Here is a 2,558-nt window from a genome sequence, read left to right on the forward strand (position 1 = left end):
TTAAAAATACATTCTTAAAATTCAAGAGTTTGTAAGTTCCTCTAGCCATTTCTGCCATTTGACTCCATTTTCATCAATTCCGCTTTCAACCTCGTACCCCATTCCCATCCATCCTGCCATTCCACCTATGACGTAGTATACCTTTCTACCTTTCCATAAGTCTGGCATTCCGTACGTGGCATATCTCGCTCTGTTACCGTGTTCACAAAATACCGCAATCTCTTTGTGGGGGATCTTATGTAACAAAACATCAAGGTAATCCATTGGGACGAGCAAAGCACCAGGGATGTGATGGTCTTCATACTCCATAGGAGTCCTTATATCGAGAATTAGCACTTTGTTTTTCTTCCACATTTTTCTCGCTACGGAAGGGAATACATCAACAATGTGTGGATAATACGGTGATGAATACTCCTCATTGACTCTCATCTTAACTCCACTTTAACTATGTTAAAGTAGCTTAAATTTTTTTATTCTAAATGAATTTTACACAAATTTTCCGTTTTTAATCATTCTTTTTGTTAATTCAAGTGTTAGTTTCTTTTCAAATTACTAAAAATAAGAAGAATTTTAATAAAAACATATATATCCGAAAAATATTTAACAATATAGTGAGGGATATGTCCTCCTACAAAATCCAAAAAAGTCTTGACTTAACTGGAACTTCATGTGCTGGTCCAATAGGGGAACTTTCTGGAGTTATGGATGAAATCGGAGTGGGAGAGGCAGTAGAAGTCATTCTAGGAGATGAAGCAACAAAGAAAGATGTGGTTGCATGGGTGACTAAGAAGGGATACAAGGTAGTAAGTGAAACGAAAGAGGGAAACAAGTTCAAACTAATTATTCAGAAGTGAGGGTCATGAAGAGGATAATTATAGCCGGTGGAGGAATAGCTGGGACAATAGTAGCCAATAGACTGGTTAAAGCATTATCACCGGAAATAGGAAAAGGAGAGGTAGAATTAGTAGTCATAGATAAATCCGATAGGCATGTGTATCAGCCTGGCCAAGTCTTCGTAGGTATGGGTCTGGTAGAACCTACAGAGATAATAAAGAACGAAAGGGATTTACTCGATGATAGGGTTAAGTTCCTTCACGGCGAGAAGGGAGAAATAACCAAGATAGACCCTGCTAATAACACGGTAGTGACAGCTGACGGAGTGAAACACACTTACGACTACTTAGTTATAGCGACTGGCTCTCATTTAAATTGGGACGAAATACCGGGCTTAAGAGAGGCTGAATACACTCCGTGGAGTTATGATGACGCTTTGAAAATGAGGGAAGCCGTTCAGCAATTCCAAGGTGGTACAGTGGTTATTAATGTGGCTAGACTACCACACAAATGTCCCGTAGGACCTCTGGAAATGACTTTAATGTTTGAGGACTGGACGAGGCGGATAGGAATAAGGGACAAGACTAGAATAATCTATACTTACCCAATCCAAGGAGTCTTCGGCATAAAGTCCACAAACGACCTAATGATAAAGATATTCAAAGAGAGAGGAATTGAAATAATATCTCCATTCACGGTAACCAGAGTCGATCCTAAGGAGAAGATAATAGAGTCACAAGAGGGAGAGAAACTTAAGTTCGACTTACTGTTAGGAGTACCACCACACGTAGGTGCTAAAGTAATAGGTGACTCCGGTATCGGTGACAAGAGGAATTGGGTACCGACCGACAAGTTCACTCTGCAAATGAAGGGGTATTCAAATGTCTACGTGATCGGTGATACTACAGATATTCCCATATCAAAGGCTGGTTCTACTGCGGACTTCGAATCCTATGTGGTAACAGCAAACATTGTAAATGACATAAGAGGAATTAAACAGAAGAAGATGTATGATGGTTCAGTATTCTGTTACATTGCTACCGGACTAGATCAAGCGACATACATAAGGTTTAACTATAATAACCCACCGATTCCACCGCCACCTTCATATGTCCACTGGTGGGGTAAGATATTATACAATAAGCTATACTGGACAGTAACAGCGAAGGCGATAGTGTGAGCATAATGGCAAAGGTGGGAATAGTTCTTGGAAGTAATGAACTTTCTAAAGTACTTTTTGCCGGGATGTGGAGTGTCATATCAACTAGTATGGGAGATGAAGTAGTAATATTTGCAACAATGGATGCCGTAAAAGCGTTTGTAAAGGAAAACCCAGAAATAAAAATTAGCGATGAAACGTCAAAGAAAGCATCAAATGAAGATTTGATGGGGTTTTACAGAAAGGCTAAGAAGAGCGGTAGATTGAAAGTTTATGCATGCTCTTACGCCAGTAAATTGTTCGGTATAGAGAAAGAGCAGTATAACGACGTGGTTGATGACATTGTAGGGATTACGAGCTTTCAAATGGAAGTTGAAGAAGGCCAGATAATATCTGTATGGTGAGGAGAGGGAACTATGCAGGACATTAACTTAGAAAAAGTAATGAGTAAGATAGATGAGAAGAAAGTTGACGAGATTGCAGAACTAATAGACCACCTACCAGCTCTTAATGAGACTCTAAAGGTAGTGACTCAGCTTAAGGAGAGCGGTGCACTGGACACTCT

The 2,558-nt window shown here is 39.8% G+C and carries 4 protein-coding genes and 1 pseudogene; 4 read left to right on the forward strand and 1 reads right to left on the reverse strand.

Annotation, left to right across the window (positions count from 1 at the left end):
- Positions 1–21: 21 nt before the first annotated feature.
- Complete coding sequence (locus WIW89_RS11090) at positions 22–429, reverse strand: rhodanese-like domain-containing protein (protein ID WP_337709072.1); 408 nt, start codon at positions 427–429, stop codon at positions 22–24.
- A gap of 191 nt (positions 430–620) precedes the next feature.
- Here WIW89_RS11090 and WIW89_RS11095 point away from each other — a divergent pair, with 191 nt between their 5' ends.
- From WIW89_RS11095 to WIW89_RS13640, 4 genes and pseudogenes are all read left to right on the forward strand, one after another.
- The gene (locus WIW89_RS11095) at positions 621–854 is read left to right on the forward strand and encodes a sulfurtransferase TusA family protein (RefSeq protein WP_156004804.1); all 234 of its coding nucleotides are present in this window, start codon (positions 621–623) and stop codon (positions 852–854) included.
- 5 nt (positions 855–859) lie between these two features.
- On the forward strand, positions 860–2,014 hold the full coding sequence (locus tag WIW89_RS11100; protein WP_337699954.1) for an NAD(P)/FAD-dependent oxidoreductase: 1,155 nt from the start codon (positions 860–862) through the stop codon (positions 2,012–2,014).
- A gap of 5 nt (positions 2,015–2,019) precedes the next feature.
- Positions 2,020–2,397 carry a DsrE family protein gene (locus tag WIW89_RS11105; protein WP_337720819.1) on the forward strand — a complete coding sequence of 126 codons (378 nt, stop codon included), beginning with the start codon at positions 2,020–2,022 and terminating at the stop codon, positions 2,395–2,397.
- Positions 2,398–2,409: 12 nt separating this feature from the next.
- Positions 2,410–2,558: pseudogene (locus WIW89_RS13640) on the forward strand (DUF1641 domain-containing protein); the annotation flags it as partial.

The organism is Stygiolobus sp. CP850M (assembly GCF_037389425.1).
Taxonomy (GTDB): Archaea; Thermoproteota; Thermoprotei_A; order Sulfolobales; family Sulfolobaceae; genus Stygiolobus.

What these genes read in the sequence shown, in the direction of transcription:
- WIW89_RS11100 (WP_337699954.1), top strand. Translation starts at nt 860, where the DNA reads ATGAAGAGGATAATTATAGCCGGTGGAGGAATAGCTGGGACAATAGTA.
- WIW89_RS11105 (WP_337720819.1), top strand. Translation starts at nt 2,020, where the DNA reads ATGGCAAAGGTGGGAATAGTTCTTGGAAGTAATGAACTTTCTAAAGTA.
- WIW89_RS11090 (WP_337709072.1), bottom strand. Translation starts at nt 429, where the DNA reads ATGAGAGTCAATGAGGAGTATTCATCACCGTATTATCCACACATTGTT.
- WIW89_RS11095 (WP_156004804.1), top strand. Translation starts at nt 621, where the DNA reads ATGTCCTCCTACAAAATCCAAAAAAGTCTTGACTTAACTGGAACTTCA.